Raw genomic sequence first — 20,061 nt, forward strand, 5'->3', positions numbered from 1 at the left:
TATCAATTTTAATAATACCAAAGTTAGAAATTTCTTTGGTATTATAAGATATTAACTTCGGCTTCAATAGAAATATCGAAAAGCCTTTGAACGGTTTCTTGTATTAATTTAGAAAGATTTAATATATCCGAACCTTTGGCGTTGCCATAATTTACAAGCACCAAAGCTTGATTTTTATGAACGCCATAATCGCCAAATCGTTTGCCTTTAAAACCAGCTTTTTCAATTAGCCAACCAGCAGGTATTTTTACTTCATGCTCTGACACTGTATAGCTTGGCATGTCTTTAAAATTTTTGAGTAATTTATTGTAATGTGCTTTTGAAACTAACGGATTTTTAAAGAAACTACCACTATTTCCAATTTCTTTTGGATTTGGTAATTTACTTTCTCTAATCGCAATTACTACTTTAGATATTTGTTGTATTGTTGGGTTACTTATACCCATAGCTTCGAGCTCTGTAGATATGCTACCGTAATTTATATGAAGCTTATGGTTTTGTTTTGTAAGTTTAAAAATAACACTGGTGATAATATATTGCCCCTTAATTTTATTTTTAAAAATAGAATCTCTGTACCCAAAATTACAGGTTTCGTTAGTGAAATTTTCTAGTTGTTGGGTATCGGTGGCCATGGCTTCACAACTATAAAAAATATCTTTAAGTTCTACGCCGTAAGCGCCAATGTTTTGGATGGGTGCTGTACCAACATTACCCGGAATTAAAGACAAATTCTCAATGCCTCCAAAATCGTTATTTATACACCAAACAACAAACTCATGCCAATTTTCTCCTGCCGACGCTTTCACATAAACATAATTACTGTCTTCCGAAACAATTTCGATGCCTTTTAAATTTATGTGAATTACAAGACCGTCAAAATTTTTGGTAAGTAACATATTGCTGCCACCTCCTAGAAATAGTATATTTGGGTAGGTTTTTAGTGATAGAATTTGTTTTAATTCTTCAATATTCGATACCGAGACATAGTACTTTGCCGATACATCAATACCAAATGTATTGAAGGGTTTTAACGATATGTTTTCTTTAATTTGCACTAATCTTTGTAAACTTTAAGAGCTTCTTTTATAATGTGAACCGCTTTTATTAAACTTTCTTTTTTAAGAACGTAGGCAATGCGCACTTGGTTTAAACCTAAGCCGGGTGTGGAATAAAATCCACCTGCAGGTGCAACCATGACGGTTTCGCCGTTTATATCAAATTTCTCTAGTAGCCATTGTGCAAAATCATCTGAATTTTTGATTGGCAATTCTGCAATACAATAAAAAGCACCTTTTGGTTTTGCCACTTTTACACCTTCAATTTTTTGTAATTCATGAATTAATGTGTCGCGTCTATCTACATATTCAGCTATAACATCATCAAAATAACTCTGTGGTGTATCTAAAGCGGCTTCACTTGCAATTTGTGCGTAGGTTGGCGGACTTAAGCGGGCCTGAGCAAATTTTAATACTGTTTTAAGAACCTTACGATTTTTTGAAACCAAACAGCCAACACGCGCTCCGCACATACTATATCGTTTCGATACAGAATCAATTACAACAGCATGTTCTTCTAAACCTTCTACTTGCAAAATGGAATAATGCGTATTTCCGTCGTACACAAATTCTCGATAAACTTCATCGGAAACTAAAAACAAATCGTGTTTAATGGCTAAAGCTGCCAATTTTTCAATTTCTTCTTTAGAATATAAATATCCCGTTGGATTTCCAGGGTTGCAAATTAAAATAGCCTTAGTTTTTGGCGTGATAAGTTTTTCGAAGGTTTCAATTGATGGCAATGCAAAATTATCTTCAATACTACAAACAGCAGGCACTACATTAACGCCAGACGATGTTGAAAAAGCAATATAATTGGCATAAAAAGGTTCTGAAATAATAACTTCATCACCCGGATCCATGATGCTACTAAATAGGAATAACAAACCCTCACTCGCACCAGTTGTTACAATAATGTCTTTATGAGACACATTTATATTGTATTTTTTATAGTAGGCCGCCAGTTTTTTTCTATAGGTATCCGAGCCTTCAGATCTAGAATAAGACAGTATCTCAACGGTATTGTCTTTAACTGCTTTTAAGGCAACTTCGGGCGTTTTAATATCTGGTTGGCCAATATTTAAATAATAAATAGACTTTCCATTCTTAGCAGCTTTTTCTGCATAAGGAACTAACTTACGAATGGGAGATTCTGGCATTAATAGCCCTTTTCTAGATATTGTTGGCATTTAAAATAAATTATAGGCGGCAAAGTTGAGAAAATTATCTTAAAGTTTTTTTAAATTTTTAACTAAAATAATATTCGTATTTCAAAGAGTTGTAAATTGTTAATGACAAATGGTAACGAAATTTATGAAAAAACTACTTTATTTAATTATGATGTTCGTTTTGTTTTGTCACTATGGTTTTGCACAACGCGGTTTCGTTGTAGAAAATAAACGACAATCAAGTAAAGTAAATTTTAAACTGGTTAACAACCTAATAATTGTACCTGTTGAAATAAACGGCGTGGAATTGTCATTTTTACTCGATACCGGTGTAAGCAAGCCCATTATATTTAATTTTTTAAATATTTCTGACACCTTAAACTTAAAAAATTCGGAAACTATCTATTTAAGAGGACTCGGAGAAGGGGAGTCTGTTAAGGCCATAAAATCCAAAAACAATATAATTAAAATAGGCGATGCGTTAAAACTAAATCAGGATATATACGAAATATTCGATTCTAATTTAAATTTTGCACCTAGACTTGGATTTCCGGTTCACGGAATAATTGGTTTTGATGTGTTTAGAGACCTGGTGGTTGAAATTAATTACAGCAGCAAATACATCCGATTAACAAATCCTGAGAAATATAGATATAAGAAATGCAGGAAATGCGAAGTTTTTAATTTAGAGTTTTACAATAACAAACCTTATATAAATGCTCAAGTAAGTGTGAAGCAAAAAATAATTCCAGTAAAATTGTTAATAGATTCTGGTGGAAGTGATTCGCTTTGGTTGTTTGAAGATGATTCTTTAGGAATTGTTATTGAGCATCCCTATTTTGAAGATTTTTTAGGTTACGGATTAGGTGGAAGTGTTCACGGTAAGCGTTCAACCATTGATGCCTTAATATTACAAAGTTTTGTATTGAAGAATTCCAATGTAGCGTATCCTGATGATAGTTCCATCTCTACCGCTAAAAATGTAAAAGAACGCAATGGCACCCTTGCTGGTAATATTTTAAAACGGTTTAATGTAATTGTTGATTATCAAAAAGGCATTGTGACATTTAAAAAGAATTCTTTTTTTAAAGAAAAATTCAGTTATAACAAAAGCGGTATCGAATTAGCACATAATGGGGTACGACTTGTACGCGAAAAGGATACCAAATTAGATGCTAAAAGTTATAGTGCGCAAAGTGATAATGAATTAAACAACAACACAAGTATTGTTTTAGATGTTCGCTATAAATTGACTTTAAAACCGGCCTATGCTATTGTGGAATTAAGGGAAAATTCACCTGCTTTTAATGCTGGTTTAATGATTGGCGACATTGTCTTGTCTATTAACGGGAAGGATGCGTCTCAATACACCTTACAACAAATTATACATCAGTTTTATGAAGCTACAGGCAAGCAGATAAGACTTGAAGTTGAAAGAAATGGTATGATATTAAAATTTGATTTTACATTGCAATCTCCAATAACAAAAAAGACCTAAACATGAATATGTTTAGGTCTTTTTAAATTTATTAAGAATGATAGATTTTTATTTTTGAACGACGCTTTTCGTTTTTTCAAGAACACTTGAACTATTAGGGTTTACTACTTCGCCTTTAATTTTTAACGCCACTGTTGGTGTTTCTGCATTCGAAATAACAGTAATAGTTTTTCTAATAGGGCTAACTCTGTTAGTATCGTATTTCACTTCAATTTGCCCAGTTTTTCCAGGTAAAATTGGTCCGTCCGGTTTTTTAGGAATCGTACAACCACAGGTAGACGTTACATTCGATATTATTAATGGTGCATTACCTGTATTAGTAAATTCAAATACACGTAGTCCATTCGATCCTTTTTCAATCGTTCCATAATCAATCGTATCCGATTTGAATTCAATTTTAGCTACTTTATCTTGAGCATTTACAGCTAGACTTACTAATCCGATAAATAAAATTGTAATTAATTTTTTCATTTTATTATGTTATTTATAATTTTTACTCTCTATGACTAAAAAACAATTATAAAAAGCTATTCAATTACTACTGTTTTTATGTCTTATTTTCAATCAAACATACTTATTTTTTCCACAAACAGCAAATTTATTAGACGAAATGCATATTTAAGGCAGAATATCTTCAGTCAAATTTACATATTCCTTGTTATCTATTGGATTAATTACTGTTAAAAAATGATATTTTCTATATTATCAAACCGTATTATAACTTTCACAGAAAAAGAAATATAAGTACTTTTGCGATTCATTATTCAAAAACTATTCCAAAGTATGCAAATACCTTCAAAATATGATGCAAGTCAGGTAGAAACCAAGTGGTATGATTACTGGATGAAACACAATTATTTTCATTCAGAACCAGACGAAAGAGAACCTTATACCATTGTCATTCCACCACCAAACGTAACAGGAGTGCTGCATATGGGGCATATGTTGAATAATACCATTCAAGATGTGTTAATTCGTCGTGCCCGTTTACAAGGTAAAAATGCTTGTTGGGTACCGGGTACAGACCATGCTTCTATTGCTACCGAAGCAAAAGTAGTTGCTAAACTCAAGGAACAGGGCATTGATAAAAACGATTTATCTCGCGAAGAATTTTTAAAGCATGCTTGGGATTGGACTCACGAATATGGCGGTGTTATCTTGGAGCAACTTAAAAAATTAGGATGTTCTTGCGATTGGGACAGAACTAAATTCACCATGGATGACGACATGAGTGAAGCTGTTATTAAGGTGTTTGTCGATTTGTATAACAAAGGATTAATATACCGCGGTTACCGCATGGTAAACTGGGATCCTGAGGCAAAAACAACACTTTCTGATGAAGAAGTGATTTATGAAGAAAAACAGGGAAATCTTTACTTTTTAAAATATAAAATTGAAGGAAGTAGCGATACTTTAACCATTGCCACAACCCGTCCGGAAACCATTTTTGGCGATACTGCCATTTGTATCAACCCTAATGATGAGCGTTTTGCACATCTAAAAGGCAAAAAAGCAATTGTACCTATTTGCAATAGAGTAATTCCTATTATTGAAGATGAGTATGTGGATATGGAATTTGGTACAGGTTGTTTAAAAGTAACGCCTGCGCATGACGAAAATGATAAAAATTTAGGAGACAAGCATAAACTGGAAGTTATCGATATATTTAATGAAGACGCCAGTTTAAACAGCTTTGGTTTGCATTATCAAGGGAAAGACAGATTTGTTGTAAGAAGGGAAATTGTTAAAGAACTTGAAGAAAAGGGTAGCTTAGTTAAAACCGAGAATTACCTTAATAAAGTTGGGACTTCCGAAAGAACTAAAGCGGTTATCGAGCCCAGATTATCAGACCAATGGTTCTTAAAAATGGAAGAGCTCGTAAAACCAGCTATCGAAGCGGTTTTAGGTGAAGATCCAGATATTAAATTATTTCCAAAGAAGTTTGAAAACACCTACCGCCATTGGATGGAGAATATTCGCGATTGGAATATTTCCCGTCAGTTATTGTGGGGGCAACAAATTCCAGCATACTATTATGGCGATGGAAAAGAGGATTTTGTAGTTGCCGAAACTATTGATGAAGCAGTTGAACTAGCCAATAAGAAACTACATGTCACGCTGAGCGCAGTCGAAGCGCCATTAACAAAAGAAGATTTACGTCAAGATTCAGATGCCTTAGATACCTGGTTTAGTTCTTGGTTATGGCCAATGAGCGTGTTTGATGGCATAAGAAATCCTGAAAACGACGATATTAAATACTACTACCCAACAAACGATTTAGTTACAGGTCCAGATATATTATTCTTTTGGGTAGCCCGTATGATTATTGCTGGATACGAGTATAAAGGCGAAAAACCATTTAATAATGTGTATTTAACAGGTTTGGTTCGCGATAAGCAACGCCGAAAAATGAGTAAGTCTTTAGGAAATTCACCTGATGCCTTAAAACTTATTGAAGAATACAGTGCCGATGGCGTTCGTGTTGGCTTATTATTAAGTAGTGCTGCCGGAAACGATTTAATGTTTGATGAAGCACTTTGCCAGCAAGGAAAAGGTTTTGGAAACAAAATTTGGAATGCTTACCGTTTGGTTGATGGTTGGGAAATTAATGAAACGATACCGCAACCTAACTCGAGTAAAATAGCCATCGATTGGTACCAATCGAAATTCCAAAAAGCTTTAATAGAAATTGAAGACCATTTTAGTAAATACCGTTTAAGCGATGCTTTAATGGCCATTTACAAACTTATTTACGACGATTTTTGTGGTTGGTTATTAGAAATGGTAAAACCAGCATACCAGCAACCTATCGATGTGGTAACTTATAAGGCAATTATCTCAATATTTGAAGAAAACTTAAAAATTGTGCATCCGTTTATGCCATTTTTAACAGAAGATATTTGGCATTATATAGCCGATAGAACGCCAGAAGAAGCATTAATTGTTGCCAAATGGCCAGAAGCTAAACCAATAAATGAAGCTTTAATTACTGAGTTTGAATTTGCTTCGGAAGTTATTTCGGGTATTAGAAACATCAGAAAGCAAAAAAATATTGCGTTTAAAGATGCCATAGGTTTTTCGGTAATTAATAATGAAAAGTCAAGCACTGCTTTTGATGATGTTATAGTTAAGTTAGGAAACCTCGAGAGCATTAATTACGTTAATGAAGCCGTTGATGGAGCGCTGACTTTTAGAGTAAAATCGAATGAGTATTTTATTCCAATGGCAGGAAGCATTGATGTAGAAGCTGAGATTAAAAAACTAACCGAAGAATTAAATTATACCGAAGGCTTTTTAAAATCGGTACAAAAGAAGCTGTCAAACGAGCGTTTTGTTGCAGGCGCACCAGAGCAAGTAATTGCGAACGAACGTAACAAAGAAGCGGATGCCTTGGCTAAAATAGAAACCTTAAAAGCGAGTTTGGCGAGTTTAGGTTAGTCGGTTTTTGTACTTAATTTTAGTGTCGCAAAGCTAAGTAGTTGGCTTTGGAAAGATGGTTTGCATTTATATGTTTTAATATTTAGGTGGTTTTTATAATATACCAGCAAAAATGAAAATATAATACAAACCTGTTATTATAAAAACAACCCCAGCTACGGTTCGCATTATTTTTTCAATGTTTGTAATTCTTGTATAGAAAATTCCAACTTTACCTGCTGTGAACGCCAGTAAATAGGTGAAAAGAATAACGGGTAATCCGGTGCCAAATGCGAAAATTATAGGTAAATAGAGTCCGTCGGCGGTAGCGATTGTGATGGGTATTAACATACCAAAAAATAAAGCACCGCTATACGGGCAAAATGCCAAAGCGAAAATAACACCTATAAAAAAAGATCCTAATAAACCTCTACCTGTAAATTTTTCTGACAGTTTTTCTTGAAAATTTGATTTTCCGAAAAAATTGAGTTTAATAATGTTTAGCATTATTAATCCTATTAGAATCAATAAAGGACCCAAATATTTTTCGCCATTCTGGTTAAAAAATCGCGCCATATGAAATTTGCTCGCACCAAAAAATAAGATGAAACCAATTGCAGTGTAACTAAATCCTCTGCCAAGCGAATAGAGTAATCCGCTCAAAAAAACTTTCCGTTTACTGGAAATATTTTTAGAAATAAATGCAGTGGCTGTTATGTTGGTCGCTAAAGGACACGGACTAATAGCGGTCATTAGTCCGAGTACAAAAGCAGATAAAATAGGAAAATTGTAATTCTCTAAAAGAGTTTGTAAAAAATCCATTTAGAGTGTTTTTAATTGGGTGTCTATTTTAGATTTCAGTTCTTTAGAAAAAGCTTCTTGGTCGTTTCCTTTCATAAAAGCAAAATCGGTTAAATTTATTTGGGTTTCTTTTCCGTTTTTTATCACATTTAAGAATAAAGATGTACCTGATGCCTCAAATTTTTCAGCTATTTTCTCATTAGTTTTTTCATCTACATTAATCGCTTTAAACGAAATTTTTCCTTCTTTAAGTTCTTTAGCAAAATAAGTGTTCAAAGTGTATTTTGCATTCGCTTCAATGGCATTGCAAGTCATGCATCTGTGTGTAGAATGAAAGTCGATGACTTCTATTTTAGAAATAGCATGATTTAGCGAATTGTCTTTGCTTTTGCCTTGGCCGTTGCAAGAAGTTAGTATTAAACTAAAGGCTAAAGCTGTTAAAAATTTGATTGTTGTACTCATGGTTTTAAGTTTTTTTGGTTTTAATAAATCTTTAATTTTTATAATATCATGTTAAATAAATATCCGGAAAAAATGATGCAGAGTGTAACAACTCCAAAAAAGATGGCAATCAGTTTTAAAGTCATTACTTTCTTTAAAAGCATGGCTTCTGGTAATGATAGTCCAACCACGCCCATCATAAATGCTATGGCAGTACCTAAGGGTATGCCTTTTGCAACCAATACTTGAGCTACCGGTAGAATGCCTGAGGCGTTAGAATACATTGGTACTGCTAAAATGGTGGCAATAGGTACCGCAAATAAATTATCTTTCGCCATATATTTTTCAAAAAATCCTTCCGGAATATAACCGTGCATTAGTCCGCCAATGGCGATTCCAACCAAAACATAAGGCACCACACCTTTTAGAATTTTTATTACTTCGTCCCAAATAATGGGTAATCTTTGTTTTAGGGTTTGTTTTTCGGCTATAAAGACATCTTGTTCTTTTTGAGCAGTGGCTAAAACTTCTTTCACCCATGGTGTTAAATAGGATTCTAACTTTAGCTTTTGAAGAATTACCCCAGAAATAGTGCCTAAAAGAATACCACTAATTACATAGATAACTGTTGTTTTAACGCCGAACAAGCCTATAAAGAGACCTACCGCAACTTCGTTTACTAAAGGCGAAGTGATTAAAAAAGCAAATGTAACGCCAAGCGGAATACCGCCTCTTACAAACCCGATGAATAGCGGAACGGACGAACAAGAACAAAAAGGTGTAACCACTCCAAAAAGGCTTGCGAATAGGTATTCTAGTCCGTATAATTTATTTCTTGAAAGATAATTTTTAACCTTGTCTATTGGGAAGTAACTGTTTACAATGCCCATAAAAAAGATAACCACAAAAAGTAATATTAAAATTTTGGTGGTGTCGTAAATAAAGAAGTTTAAGGCTTCTGCCAAATGTTGACCTTTATTTAGATTCAGGACATCATAGACAAACCAATCTGCAATATGTTGTATCCAATCAAACATTTTTTTGTATCAATGGTAATATCAAAATCTAGAATGGATTGCTTTTTATGAGCCACCGCGAATAGATTTGAGAAGAAGAATTATTTATTTGAAATGTTATAAACTAATGTGCTGTTAATTTAAAAGCGCCAATACTTCGTCTTTAGAAGGGATGCGTCCTTTTATGGTAATAACATCGTCTATAACTAATGCAGGTGTTGTCATGACATTGAATTTCATGATTTCCATGATATCTTCAACTTTTTCGATAGAGGCATCAATGTTGTTTTCTGAAACTACATCTTTAACAAGATTCGTCATGGTTTGGCATTTTGGACATCCAGTTCCTAAAATTTTAATTACTTTGGTCATAATACATTTGTTTGTTTATCGCCAATAGACGATTTAATTAATAAAAAAATATCAGTCAAAAAATTGTTGAAATAATGATTTTGCAAGGTTCCAATTTTCTTGATTGATGCAGTACTTTATTTTGGGTGGTTTTAATTCTCCTTGAATTAAACCAGCGTTTTTTAATTCTTTAAGATGCTGAGAAATGGTAGATTGCGCCAAAGGAAATACATCTACCAAATCGCCCGTAAAGCAGCACGATTGGTTTTCTAAATGTTTTAAAATGGCAATACGCGTTGGATGCCCTAAGGCTTTTGCGAATTTCGCCAAGGTTTCGGTATTTTCTTTGTATTCTATGTGTTCTAAACTTCTTTTCATATGCTTATAGAGGTTGTTTTTATTGGTTTACCTCCTAGCTAGCAGATGCAATTTGCTGAAAACGGTATGAGTTGTAATAATACACTTCTAATGGCTTATCGCAAATGTACGATTGGTTTTTGGGCTGAAAACTGACTTTTGTCAGGTTCTTAATTTTTTTTTTCATTCGTTGGATGATATATTTCGCTGAGTTATGGTTGGGAAATATATAACTAACTTGTTGTTAGATAATTATTATTTCGTAAAAGATTAGGTTTTATCTGCAATTTTATTCTGCGTTTTCAATTTGTTTAGATTCAACTAAATTTTTTAATGCTTTTATAGAGTTATTTTCCGTTTCTAATATTTTTATAATTTTACTTTCAGGATAGTTTATTTCCCTTAACAATTCAAGAACTTTTTTTGTTTTATCAATTCTAAGAATATCATTTTCAATTTCCTTTCGTTCATTGTCGAGTTTATTGGATTTTCTATTTTCATAAAAGTCGATTAATCTTAAAATTAAGTCTTTTACATGCCCAATTGCTGCGCCAAAACCACCTATATCTGCAAATCCAGGTGATGCATAGCTAATTCTTACTATTTGTAATTCATTTTTTATTAAGAACTTCAACCTTAAAGAGTCATTATTAGTATATAAATTAGTTTCAGTTTTACCACTTATCATCATAGTGGAATCAGATTTCATGAAATTCTGTTCAAGATAAGTTATGATCAATGATGCCTTAATTGGGTCGGATTGAAACAAACTTTCAAAATCTTTGATTGAATTAATTTCCTCACCTAGAATATATAGCTCATAAATGTTTTGAATTGCAGTGAAAAAATTGATAAAATCGACGTTTGACCATTTCTGATTTAAACTAATTCTTAAATGATTTTTAACGGAAGTCTTTCTTTCTAAGATTGCCATATTTTTTTCGAAAATTATATAATTGTACACAATTATAAGGCGATTAGTCTGTTTTAAAGACTTTATCTTCGCTAAAACGAATCTAGTTGAAAATTATTACAAAATCAAATTTTTTAATAAGTTTTTGATGCTCTCTTTTGAAGATTTAAATTTAGCGGTTTTAGTCTTGGCTATAAGGCGCTATGGCAGTAATCCAACCCTTAATTTCGGTGGGATGGGTTGAAATAGTAGCTCCGGTTTTTATGTTATTATGGCTAATTTCATTTAATGCTGTTACGGTAATTATTTCATTATTAAAAACCGCTAAGCAATAGGTGCCCGAACTTATTATTCCGGGAACTACGCTTTCAGTTTTGGTCGATAATTTTAATTTTATAACCGATTCTTTTTCCGAATACCGTAAGTAAAATAAAAAACCGCCATAAATCGCTATATCCGGAATGTTATAGGATGAGTTTTTTGTTGGGATTGCTTCAATCAGCGTTCCGTTTTTTTCAATTTTGTTTATTACATGGTCACTAGAATAATATAAATATGTATCTAATACCGCAATACCTTCCGTCTTTATATTTTTAATTTCAGAAATAATGGCACCCGTTTCTGGATTTAATTGATAGACAGATTCATTATCGCTGTTACCTCCAACCCATAAGGATTCACCATCGAAGGCTAGGGCATGAGGGGATTTTAAATTTTCGGGTAGGTCGAGTTTAAGTTCTATGGTTGAGGTGGTTTCATTATATAAATAAATACCAGGACTTTCATAATTTTTATGGGTTAATATCCACCATTTAAACTCGGTGTTTTCTGTTACTGAAGGGAAAATAATATCTTCGGTTAAATCTCTATTACATGCAGAACACAAAATAGTAAGCAAGACTAATGTGAAAATTGTTTTTCTGGCTTTCATAAATGGTTTAAATAATTGTATCAAATTTGTGAATTTTGAGATTTAAATATTCAATTTATATTTTAATGACCTTATGAACTTCTTTTTTGTTTCCCGAAAGAATTTCAAAAAAATAGACACCTCTGCTATAGCGATTTAAATAAAGGGTGACTTTACCATCAACCATGGTATCGGTTCTTTCTTTTAATAAAACTCCTGAAGCGTTATAAATTCTGTAGGTAATGGTTTCGGTGGCATTGATTCCTGATATATTAACCAGATCTCTAAAAGGGTTAGGATACACCAACCAGTATTTGTTTTCGCCGTTAGGGGTATTGGTGTTTGCAACACAACCTTTCGATACATCGTAGGCGCCTTTTAAAATTTCATCGACTTTTAAATTATTAAAACTATCATTTAATGTATGATTGAAAAAGGTGGCATCGATAATGGCATTGTCCGCTCCAAGGAAATTTTGTAGTAAGGTTGCGAATGTTTGCCTGTAATCGTATTGAACTGTTTTTAATTGGAAATTATTATAACTGGTAGCCTCAGTTAAATCTGGATTGGTGCCCGAAACACCACCTGCAACGGGTTTTCCGAAGACAAACATAGGTGCTATTTCGCCATGATCGGTACCAAAATTACCGTTTTCAGCGGCTTTTCTTCCAAATTCTGAAAAGGTAACGCCAACCACATCATCAGCTAGATTTTGACTTTCCAAATCGTTAATAAAAGCCTCCATGCTTCCTGATAATTGCGATAATAAATCGTAGTGTCTTCCTATAACTTCACCCGAACCTTGTACTTGTGCATCGTGCGTATCGAAACCAGAAATGCGTACCATGTATATTTTAGTTTCTAAATCGCCACTAATTAATCGAGCCACCGTTTTTAACTGATCGGATAAATCGTTATCAGGATAACTAATGTCGTTTTTGCCCTTGTTGAAAGCATTCGAAATAGATTCTGCATAGGTATTAGACAGGGAATCGGTATTGGTTATAAATCGTAATTGATCACCATAATCTGAATCTGGGAAATTTAAAGGCGGTACACCTCCTAACCCGTTTAAAACGGAATAGAAACCAGCAGGATCTTGTCCGGTAAGGTTTATAGATAATCCGTGGGCTTCTTCAGCATGAAAACCAAGCGATGTTTTATTGGAGCCAATTTCGATGGCCAGCGGGTAGGTTTCTACAATTAAATCGGCATAATATAATTCCATAAAACGCCCCATCCAACCAGAATCTTCACCATTTAAAAGGCTGTTACCATCGTTTCCTGTTAAATATAAATCGGTTGATTTAAAATGACTCTTATTTTGAGAAGGATATCCCACCGACTGCATAATGCGTAAGTACCCTTTATCATATAACGATTTAACGCCTATAAGTGCGGGATTTAATCCAATTTGTTGATTATCGGCTAGTGTGTTATCAAGGTTTATGTACTTATTCGATCCAGAAATAGGAACCTTAATGGTGGGTCTTAAATTACTGTAAATATCATATTGATTTAGTGGAACCACCGTGTTTAACCCATCGTTGGCGCCTGCTAAATTTATTAGAACCAGTTTTCTGTTGGAAATGTCTGGGCATTCCATAAAAGGCATAAACGATTTTAAGGCTGCTTGCAATTGAAATGGTGTTAAACCAATAACGGAAGCAGTTGCCGAAAGTTTTATAAAATTTCTTCTTTTCATAACTTACATTAATTGAAATTCGGCTGCATTACACATTGCAATAACCAAGGCATCTAAACGTGTTTTTACAGTAACATCATCATTGGTGCTCAAGTATTGATTCCATACTCCGGTCCAATAATAATCTGGGAAACCTTCATCTACTAAATACGTTTTAAAATAGGTAATTCTATCGGCATCAATAGCTTCGGGGTATAATAAGTCGGCCATTTCTGTAACCAGCAAATTTGGGTCTAATGCATTTGCAATTTTGTTTTTAACAAACAGAACGGTATCTAAAGACGCATAAATATTACCCGAACCAATGGTGTTTTTTCCTTCTATTAAACTTTCAATAAGCTTGTATCTTCCTATAATGGTGTTTGATGAAAACCAATATCTATCAAAATCTGGTTCTTGATAATAAGCAGGATAACCCGCCACATCGTCTGGATTGTAAAAATCCATTCCAGCAGCTTTAAAATAACTATTATGAAGAAATCTGAAGAAGAAGTTGTAGTAATAATTTAAAGCATCGGTTGATGGGTTAGGAAACGTGACACTAAACATGGAGCATATCTCTGATAACATTTGCATCGGACTTTTAATGATGCTTCCAATTATTTCATCGGTGGCATCACTGTCGTCGGCATCATAAAAATGTTCGCTAGAAAGTAGAGCTTCAACAACCGGTAAAACCTCGTAATCGTTGTTAATCATTATTTGAGCCAATGGTGTAATAATATCTGTTTCAACTTCCTCATCCCATTTGCTTTTTACAAAATAGCGGTATAATCTTCTACAATACGCTTTAGCAGTTTCTGGTTGCGCAAAAACCATTTCAACAAAATCGTTTAATTCGTCAAATATTTCGGCATCAATACTTTTTCCTGTAATTACCTGATTATTAAATGCAGCAGTAAATGTTTTATTATTTGTATCGTGCTGATCTTTATTAACAAAGCCCATTGGAATGCCGGTATCCGGATCGATAGCGCTTCTATCGGCTTGAATTTTAAATCCGGAAAACACCTTTGCAGCTTGTTGAATATCTATTTCGGTATAATTTGTATAATTTCCGGCACCTATTTGTTCTCCTTTTAAAATGGTAAACAGCTCTAGATATTCTCTGGCATAATTTTCATTTGGATTATTTTTGTTGTTTTGGGTGTTATCTAAATAATCGAGCATGGCATTATCTAAGGTTATTTTTTTTGCCAAGGTTTTAATATTTCCGAAAGCATAAAAATCCATTAAGCGTATGTAGTCATAAAAATATGTGGCGGCTCCGGCACCATCGTCTTTACCAACAGTAAAGCAGGTGTGAAAGAAAAATGATAATTTATGTTTTAAGCTGATTTGCTTCATAGCATTATACCACCACCATGCGGTAACTACGCCGCGTTTTCTACTTTGCCCTGTAAATGAATTTGGGAGTTCTGTTGATGAGGTCCAAAACCCATCTGGAGCCTCTGTTGGTAAGGGGTCGAAAGGTTCGGGTAAAGCGTTTGGTACCACTGAAATTAAACTAGTTACAGCTTGCGTAGCAGACATGCCAACAAATGTATTTAATTGCTCTTTTGTAAAATTGAAAGAAGCACGTCGAAGCAGGTGTTTTGCCTTTCGGAAATCTAAATTTGTACTTAACGATTTAAGTGATGCCATACTTTAATTTTTTATCAAAGTAAAAAAAAGATTAATTAGTCTTTTAAAAAACTGATTTTTTCGTTGAAAGTAGGCAAGTTGTACAAATAAAATGGTATTTCATCTAATAATGAAATCAAATACTGACAATAAAAATAACCTAAAAGATTGGTAGTCAGCTTTTAGATGCTGTTTTAATATCTAAATTGAAAATCCGTATTTTTTGATATTTCAAAACACTTATTAGGCCTCAATAAATAATGAAATTAAGCCCCTATTTTATTTTTTACGAAATACGCTGGCGATGGTTTTTCCAATTTCGTCTAGCTTTTCCAAAGGTTCCATTAAAGACGGGTTGTTAAACTCAATATCTTCGTTATTCGCGATAGTATTCATAATTGGGCAAACCAAAATGAAGTTATTCGATTTGAAATAACGATTTATAAAAATCGAAATATTTTTTATGTTTTTATGGTAAGAGGGTTCGTCTTTTCTGGTTAAAATAAATATTAAATTATCGTCAATTTTAATATTATTTGAAAGTGCTTTGGTGTTCTTCCAATTGTTAAAAGTTATAAAATCGGCATCAATGGGGTGTTCTTCATGAACGTTTTGAATAACTTTAATTGTTTGTTCGGTGCCGTAAAAAATAATTTGAGCCCCAGTATTGTAGGCGATATTCCAGATATTTAACAGCCAAAACGGAAATCCAATTTCATTTTCTACATTATTAGGCATGATAACTATATGCCTTTTTATGGTCGCTATGGGTTGCAATGCTTTGTAAATAAAACTCGTGGCATTTATTTTGGATAACACACCTTCTGTTAAACTGCCAAGAAACGATTCTGAGATATCGGTTTTTATGTGCAATCCTAAAATTAAATCGGTTACTTTTTGTTCTTTAGCTACATTTAAAATACCATTCATAATATCCTTATCATAGCGTAACAATTTATTCAAATTATTATCTGTAGAAGAAGCTATTTTAATGGCTTTGTCTAGAATTTTAATAGCACTGGTTTCGGCATTCGCATCTGTAGTATCGTTATTGATTACGTGCAAGGCATACAAGGAATTTTTATTTTCTTTCGACTTAATTACACTGCTTAAACTAATTAATTCTTCAACCGTTTCAGAATTATTAATAGCGATTAAGATCTTTTCTTCACTTACACCATTTTTTTTGTCTTTAGCAGTCGATTGAAATAACGATAAGTTTCTAGAGCCTTTTTGTACCACGAAGGTAGAAATAGTACAGGTTACTAAAATCATAATTATTGTACCGTTTAAAACGCTATCACCTAACAATCTAATAGGTTCGCCTGCTGCAGTTTCGCCAATAATAATGTTGTAACCTACCGATACGGTTGCTAAGGTAACGGCGGCATGCGCGATGCTTAATCCAAAAATAATGCGACGCTCATCTACCGAGAATCTAAACGATTTCTGTGTTGCCCATGCTGCAATAAATTTTGCCAATGTTACGGCTATCGTCATGACCACAGCGACTAAAATAGTTTCAGAATCTGTAAAAAAGGCGCGGTAATCAATCAACATGCCTACTCCAATAAGGAAAAAAGGAATGAAAATAGCGTTACCTACAAACTCAATACGATTCATGAGTGGCGAGGTGGATGGGATTAATCTATTAAGAGCAAAACCAGACAATAATGCTCCAATAATAGCTTCAATACCTGCAATTTCGGCTAAAAATGCCCCAAGAAAAAGAATTACTAAAACAAAAATGTATTGCGATATATGGTCTTGATATCGTTTTAAAAACCAACGACCTAAAATTGGGAAAATATGCAATACAATAAACCCAAAGATTAGAATTGAGATAATTAATCGAATCCAAAATTCGCTATTCACAGTTCCTTTGGTCATGCCAACTATTACGGCGAGTACCAAAAGCGCCAGCGTATCGGTTATCATGGTACCGCCAACTACTAGGTTGACAGCGCGATTTTTTGTAATTCCGAATTTACCTAAAATAGGGTAGGCAATTAGCGTGTGCGATGCAAACATACTGGCGAGAAGTACCGATGTGAGCATGCTGAAATTGAGTATAAAAACGCCCACTAAAACACCAAACGTCATGGGAATGCTAAATGTAAACAGACCAAACAACAAACTTTTAAATTTGTTCTTTTTAAACTCGTTCATATCAATTTCTAATCCAGCTAGAAACATAATATAGAGTAGTCCTGCCGTACCAGATAGTATAATGCTGCTATCGCGAAGTAATAGATTAAATCCGTTAGGTCCAATAATAGCTCCAGCAACAATAAGCCCTAAAATATGAGGAATTCTTAGTTTATTTAAAAGTATAGGAGCTAGTAAAATAATTATTAAAATGATAAAGAACTTTAATACCGGATTGGTAAATGGGAGTGAAGTATCTAAAATATTTAATAATAACATAACCCTCGTGTTTTGCAGCCAAATATAGTAAATGGTTTGTTTGGTTTGTTAAAATTTAATGGCGCAGCCCATTTATATTTTAAGAGGGAAATGAGTGTTAAAAATTAACTCTAAAACTCACATTAGGAGTGATGCCTAAAGATTGATTCTCAATCTTAACAATCTCGTTATTATCATTTACCGAATGGTATTGGTTGATAATATTTTTTTTGTTGAAAATATTCCAAATAGATGCACCTACTGTTGCATTGGCAGTTTCTGAAACATTAAAGTTATAAGTCGCAGAACAATCGGCTCTCAGGTAGTCTTTTAAATTCGAGCTATTTGGATTTGAATAAACAATTTCGTTATTGCTTGGGGTGTTATTAGGTTCTGGAAGTGTGGTTGGTTTGCCAGAGTGCCAATTTAAACCTAAGGCTAATTTCAAGTTATTATGCGTAAAAGTACCTGCAAAATCTACCGCGTGTTTAATATCGGCATTATTGGGGAAGGGTTTGCCATCATTTAGAGCATCAAACGTGTAATTATTAGTGTTGTAAGAATAAGATACCCAGGCGCTTACCGTGGAGTTAAACTGTTTGTTTAGTAAAAAATCGATACCTTTTATTTCATAGCTTCCAATACTATTTACAAATTGAAATTGGTTTTGGAATCCTTGACTTCTGGTTGTAATTCCTTTAACTTTTTTTATGTAAGTTTCGGCACTTATTAATAAGTTGTTTTTGTTATAATGAATGCCTACTGAAGCCTGTTTGCTTTTTAAAACAGGAATGTCTCTATTGTTTGATAATACCCAGCGACGTTTTTCAACTCCTAAAAAATCATTTTGTAAATCGATGATTTGTGTGGTAGTCTGACTTTTAAATTCACCCAAAATTTCAATTCTGAAATCATTTAAGAAGCGTTGGCTAAAACTCAATCGAGGTTCTGCCAAAAGCATATCAAATTTGTTAAAATAATTTAACCGAGCGCCTATTTTTAAATTTGTTTTAGCATTGTTTGAAAGTAAAGCAGATTCGGCATAAACTGCGTGCGAACGAATTACTTCTTTTATAAAACTTCTAAAGGCAGGGTTATTAACGTCTTCTAAATTACTGATGCCAACTTCGGTAAATTGATAGCCGCCATTTAATTTGAACTGATAATTGGGTGCGTAATTAATAGCGATCTTAGCGGCGCCATCGTAAACTTCATTTTCCTGAATAAGTCTTAAATTATTGGTAATGTCGTAGTTGGTAGCGTCTAAATCGTAGTTAGATACATAAATTTGTGAGCTGGTTGTAAGCGATGCATTCCAATCTTTAGTATAGGTAATTCCGGTAGCAATATTTTGTTGGGAAAGTTTGCTGTTAAAAGCTTCGTTTCTGTCGTTTATGGTGGATTGCTCATCGTAATTTAAACGGTTATTTACATTTAGAAAGTGAAATCTGATTCTGTCTTTTTCTGTGAGGTCGTATAAAAATTTCACATTAATATCATAAAAATAAAACTGTTCGTTTTGCGAAATGGAATTTCGGTTGGTGTTTGTTAAATCGGAATCCTGAAAAATACGTTTAAAATATTGATCGTATGTCGGGGTTAAAATTAAATCGGTAACAGAACGTCGAGAAGAGATTTGTAATTCTGATTTTGTTGAGAGTGGCACTTTCGCAAAGCCATCCACATTAATTAAATTAAAGCCTAACCCAGCTTTAAATTCATTATCAATATCGTTAGGTAATTGTATATCGATAACACTGGAGATTCCGTCGCCATATTGCGCACTTGTCCCATTTTTATATATGTTTACGCGCTTTGTAGTGTATGGATTAAAGGCGGAAATTAATCCGAAAAAATGCCCCGATTGATACATTTTAATACCATCCCAAAGCAACAGATTTTGGTCGTGCGTACCACCGCGAACGTTAATATTTGAAACTGTTTCGTCGGTACTTAAAACCCCTGGTAGCGCTTGAATAGTTTGCAAAACATCGGGTTCTATTAATCCTGGAAGAATACCAAAAGATTCGGGTTTTATGGTTATCGAGCCATCATTAAATTTTGTGATACCGGTGGTAAGATAATTGTGAATGATAACTTCTTCAAGACGTTGGGTTAAAAATTCTGGCGTTTCAGATTTGATACGTTTTTTTATCACCACAAATCGATTGTCTAATAATTCAAAGTCTAATTTTGTTTCAGCTCGAAGTAATTCTAAAGCGGCATCTAGCAAAAGTTCAGCTTCCGGAAGTTTAGCTTCTTTATTTTTAATGGTTTCGTCTGCGAACGAAAAACTGATGCTGTAACGCGTTTCAAGAATTTTTAAAATGCTAATAAGAGGTTGCTTTTCTTTTTGAATGGCTTGTCCTTGTAAAATGTTAGCATTCAAAAAAAAGAGA

At 33.6% G+C, this 20,061-nt stretch carries 16 protein-coding genes; 2 read left to right on the forward strand and 14 right to left on the reverse strand.

Going from position 1 to position 20,061, the window contains the following annotated elements:
* Positions 1 to 41: 41 nt before the first annotated feature.
* Together murB and ACFQ0I_RS13560 are read right to left on the reverse strand one after the other, a co-directional pair.
* The gene (murB, locus tag ACFQ0I_RS13555; protein ID WP_379943133.1) at positions 42 to 1,055 is read right to left on the reverse strand and encodes a UDP-N-acetylmuramate dehydrogenase; all 1,014 of its coding nucleotides are present in this window, start codon (positions 1,053 to 1,055) and stop codon (positions 42 to 44) included.
* Positions 1,055 to 2,245: a pyridoxal phosphate-dependent aminotransferase gene (locus ACFQ0I_RS13560; RefSeq protein WP_379943135.1), complete on the reverse strand. Its 1,191-nt coding sequence runs from the start codon at positions 2,243 to 2,245 to the stop codon at positions 1,055 to 1,057. Before ACFQ0I_RS13560 ends, murB begins: the two co-directional genes overlap by 1 nt.
* A 124-nt stretch (positions 2,246 to 2,369) precedes the next feature.
* Between ACFQ0I_RS13560 and ACFQ0I_RS13565 the strand changes: the two genes are divergently transcribed.
* Positions 2,370 to 3,722 carry an aspartyl protease family protein gene (locus ACFQ0I_RS13565; RefSeq protein ID WP_379943137.1) on the forward strand — a complete coding sequence of 451 codons (1,353 nt, stop codon included), beginning with the start codon at positions 2,370 to 2,372 and terminating at the stop codon, positions 3,720 to 3,722.
* A gap of 48 nt (positions 3,723 to 3,770) precedes the next feature.
* On the opposite strand, the gene ACFQ0I_RS13570 is transcribed toward ACFQ0I_RS13565, so the two are convergent.
* Positions 3,771 to 4,193 carry a DUF1573 domain-containing protein gene (locus ACFQ0I_RS13570; RefSeq protein ID WP_379943139.1) on the reverse strand — a complete coding sequence of 141 codons (423 nt, stop codon included), beginning with the start codon at positions 4,191 to 4,193 and terminating at the stop codon, positions 3,771 to 3,773.
* Positions 4,194 to 4,505: 312 nt separating this feature from the next.
* On the opposite strand from ACFQ0I_RS13570, the gene ACFQ0I_RS13575 reads away from it, so the two are divergent.
* The gene (locus tag ACFQ0I_RS13575) at positions 4,506 to 7,160 is read left to right on the forward strand and encodes a valine--tRNA ligase (protein WP_379943141.1); all 2,655 of its coding nucleotides are present in this window, start codon (positions 4,506 to 4,508) and stop codon (positions 7,158 to 7,160) included.
* 93 nt (positions 7,161 to 7,253) lie between these two features.
* On the opposite strand, the gene ACFQ0I_RS13580 is transcribed toward ACFQ0I_RS13575, so the two are convergent.
* The 11 genes from ACFQ0I_RS13580 to ACFQ0I_RS13630 all read right to left on the reverse strand — a co-directional run bounded on the left by ACFQ0I_RS13580 (position 7,254) and on the right by ACFQ0I_RS13630 (position 20,051).
* Positions 7,254 to 7,961, reverse strand: coding sequence for an aromatic aminobenezylarsenical efflux permease ArsG family transporter (locus ACFQ0I_RS13580; protein ID WP_379943142.1), 708 nt, complete (start codon positions 7,959 to 7,961; stop codon positions 7,254 to 7,256).
* Positions 7,962 to 8,402: a nitrophenyl compound nitroreductase subunit ArsF family protein gene (locus ACFQ0I_RS13585; protein ID WP_379943144.1), complete on the reverse strand. Its 441-nt coding sequence runs from the start codon at positions 8,400 to 8,402 to the stop codon at positions 7,962 to 7,964.
* A 38-nt stretch (positions 8,403 to 8,440) separates the two neighbouring features.
* Entirely contained in the window at positions 8,441 to 9,418 is a 978-nt protein-coding gene (locus ACFQ0I_RS13590; protein WP_379943146.1) for a permease, read from the reverse strand.
* Between the two features lie 114 nt (positions 9,419 to 9,532).
* Positions 9,533 to 9,769 carry a thioredoxin family protein gene (locus ACFQ0I_RS13595; protein WP_379943148.1) on the reverse strand — a complete coding sequence of 79 codons (237 nt, stop codon included), beginning with the start codon at positions 9,767 to 9,769 and terminating at the stop codon, positions 9,533 to 9,535.
* 51 nt (positions 9,770 to 9,820) lie between these two features.
* Positions 9,821 to 10,126, reverse strand: a complete 306-nt coding sequence (locus ACFQ0I_RS13600; protein ID WP_379943150.1) for an ArsR/SmtB family transcription factor — start codon at positions 10,124 to 10,126, stop codon at positions 9,821 to 9,823.
* A 268-nt stretch (positions 10,127 to 10,394) separates the two neighbouring features.
* On the reverse strand, positions 10,395 to 11,039 hold the full coding sequence (locus tag ACFQ0I_RS13605) for a hypothetical protein (RefSeq protein WP_379943151.1): 645 nt from the start codon (positions 11,037 to 11,039) through the stop codon (positions 10,395 to 10,397).
* Positions 11,040 to 11,199: 160 nt separating this feature from the next.
* Positions 11,200 to 11,949, reverse strand: coding sequence for a hypothetical protein (locus ACFQ0I_RS13610; RefSeq protein WP_379943153.1), 750 nt, complete (start codon positions 11,947 to 11,949; stop codon positions 11,200 to 11,202).
* A gap of 55 nt (positions 11,950 to 12,004) precedes the next feature.
* The gene (locus ACFQ0I_RS13615) at positions 12,005 to 13,633 is read right to left on the reverse strand and encodes a DUF1501 domain-containing protein (protein WP_379943154.1); all 1,629 of its coding nucleotides are present in this window, start codon (positions 13,631 to 13,633) and stop codon (positions 12,005 to 12,007) included.
* 3 nt (positions 13,634 to 13,636) lie between these two features.
* Complete coding sequence (locus ACFQ0I_RS13620) at positions 13,637 to 15,277, reverse strand: DUF1800 domain-containing protein (RefSeq protein WP_379943156.1); 1,641 nt, start codon at positions 15,275 to 15,277, stop codon at positions 13,637 to 13,639.
* Positions 15,278 to 15,535: 258 nt separating this feature from the next.
* Positions 15,536 to 17,683, reverse strand: coding sequence for a cation:proton antiporter domain-containing protein (locus tag ACFQ0I_RS13625; protein ID WP_379943158.1), 2,148 nt, complete (start codon positions 17,681 to 17,683; stop codon positions 15,536 to 15,538).
* A gap of 97 nt (positions 17,684 to 17,780) precedes the next feature.
* On the reverse strand, positions 17,781 to 20,051 hold the full coding sequence (locus ACFQ0I_RS13630) for a TonB-dependent receptor plug domain-containing protein (RefSeq protein ID WP_379943160.1): 2,271 nt from the start codon (positions 20,049 to 20,051) through the stop codon (positions 17,781 to 17,783).
* Positions 20,052 to 20,061 lie beyond the last annotated feature (10 nt).

Source organism: Mariniflexile aquimaris, from assembly GCF_042676825.1.
Lineage (GTDB): Bacteria > Bacteroidota > Bacteroidia > Flavobacteriales > Flavobacteriaceae > Mariniflexile > Mariniflexile aquimaris.

Excerpts from the sequence above, each read along its gene's own strand:
- ACFQ0I_RS13575 (WP_379943141.1), top strand. The coding sequence starts at position 4,506 with ATGCAAATACCTTCAAAATATGATGCAAGTCAGGTAGAAACCAAGTGG.
- ACFQ0I_RS13565 (WP_379943137.1), top strand. The coding sequence starts at position 2,370 with ATGAAAAAACTACTTTATTTAATTATGATGTTCGTTTTGTTTTGTCAC.
- ACFQ0I_RS13590 (WP_379943146.1), bottom strand. The coding sequence starts at position 9,418 with ATGTTTGATTGGATACAACATATTGCAGATTGGTTTGTCTATGATGTC.
- ACFQ0I_RS13615 (WP_379943154.1), bottom strand. The coding sequence starts at position 13,633 with ATGAAAAGAAGAAATTTTATAAAACTTTCGGCAACTGCTTCCGTTATT.
- ACFQ0I_RS13570 (WP_379943139.1), bottom strand. The coding sequence starts at position 4,193 with ATGAAAAAATTAATTACAATTTTATTTATCGGATTAGTAAGTCTAGCT.
- ACFQ0I_RS13585 (WP_379943144.1), bottom strand. The coding sequence starts at position 8,402 with ATGAGTACAACAATCAAATTTTTAACAGCTTTAGCCTTTAGTTTAATA.
- ACFQ0I_RS13605 (WP_379943151.1), bottom strand. The coding sequence starts at position 11,039 with ATGGCAATCTTAGAAAGAAAGACTTCCGTTAAAAATCATTTAAGAATT.
- ACFQ0I_RS13610 (WP_379943153.1), bottom strand. The coding sequence starts at position 11,949 with ATGAAAGCCAGAAAAACAATTTTCACATTAGTCTTGCTTACTATTTTG.
- ACFQ0I_RS13625 (WP_379943158.1), bottom strand. The coding sequence starts at position 17,683 with ATGTTATTATTAAATATTTTAGATACTTCACTCCCATTTACCAATCCG.
- ACFQ0I_RS13580 (WP_379943142.1), bottom strand. The coding sequence starts at position 7,961 with ATGGATTTTTTACAAACTCTTTTAGAGAATTACAATTTTCCTATTTTA.
- ACFQ0I_RS13600 (WP_379943150.1), bottom strand. The coding sequence starts at position 10,126 with ATGAAAAGAAGTTTAGAACACATAGAATACAAAGAAAATACCGAAACC.
- ACFQ0I_RS13560 (WP_379943135.1), bottom strand. The coding sequence starts at position 2,245 with ATGCCAACAATATCTAGAAAAGGGCTATTAATGCCAGAATCTCCCATT.
- ACFQ0I_RS13595 (WP_379943148.1), bottom strand. The coding sequence starts at position 9,769 with ATGACCAAAGTAATTAAAATTTTAGGAACTGGATGTCCAAAATGCCAA.
- ACFQ0I_RS13620 (WP_379943156.1), bottom strand. The coding sequence starts at position 15,277 with ATGGCATCACTTAAATCGTTAAGTACAAATTTAGATTTCCGAAAGGCA.